General features: G+C 77.4%; 1 protein-coding gene. It reads left to right on the top strand.

Going from position 1 to position 1,029, the window contains the following annotated elements; genetic code table 11:
* The coding region (locus tag KBX39_RS31900) for an acyltransferase domain-containing protein (protein ID WP_210874135.1) at nucleotides 1-1,029 on the top strand (1,029 nt) is incomplete at both ends.

Consider the following 1,029-nt stretch of genomic DNA (forward strand, 5'->3'; position numbering starts at 1 on the left):
AGGCGCACGGCACCGGCACCACCCTCTGCGATCCGATCGAGGCTCAGGCGCTGCTCGCCACGTACGGCCGGGAGCGGGGCGACGCCGCGCCGCTGCTGCTCGGCTCGATCAAGTCGAACATCGGCCACACCCAGGCCGCCGCCGGTGTCGCCGGTGTGATCAAGATGGTGCTGGCGATGCGGCACGGCGTCGTGCCGGCCACCCTGCACGTCGACGAGCCCACCCCGCACGTGGACTGGGCCGCCGGCGCGGTCACCCTCGTCACCGAGGCCACGCCGTGGCCGGCCGTGGACCGGCCGCGCCGGGCCGCCGTCTCGTCGTTCGGGATGAGCGGCACCAACACCCACCTCATCCTCGAACAGCCCGAACCGGCCGGCGTCGAGGCGGACCACCCGGTGCCGCCCGCGCCCGCGCCGGTGCTGCTCACCGGCCGAACCCGCACCGCGCTGCGCCGCCAGGCCGAGCGCTGGTCGGCCTACGTCGCCGACGACGCGCACCTGCGCCCGGCCGACGTCGCCTGGACCTCGGCGGTCTCCCGCTCGCCCCTGGAGCACCGGGCGGTCGTGCTCGCCGACGACCGCGACGGTCTGCTCGCCGCGCTGCACGCCCTCGCCGACGACCGGCCCGCCCCCGGGCTGGTCACCGGCGCCGCCGCCGAACGCGGCGGGGTCGCGTTCCTGTTCTCCGGCCAGGGCGCCCAGCGCGCCGGCGCCGGCCGGGAGCTGTACGAGGCGTACCCGGTCTTCGCGGAGGCGCTCGACGAGGTCTGCGGCCACCTCGACCACCGGCTGCCCCGGCCGCTGAAGCCGCTGCTGTTCGCCGAGCCCGGCACCGCCGAGGCCGACCTGCTCGACCAGACCGTCTTCACCCAGGCCGCGCTGTTCGCCGTCGAGGTGGCGCTGCACCGGCTGCTCGGCTCCTGGGGCCTGGCCCCCGACATGGTCGCCGGGCACTCCGGCGGCGAGCTGACCGCCGCCCACGTGGCCGGCGTGCTCAGCCGCGACGACGCGTGCGCCCGCGTCGCCGCCC

It is taken from the genome of Micromonospora sp. D75, from assembly GCF_018070405.1.
GTDB classification, from domain to species: domain Bacteria; phylum Actinomycetota; class Actinomycetes; order Mycobacteriales; family Micromonosporaceae; genus Micromonospora; species Micromonospora chalcea.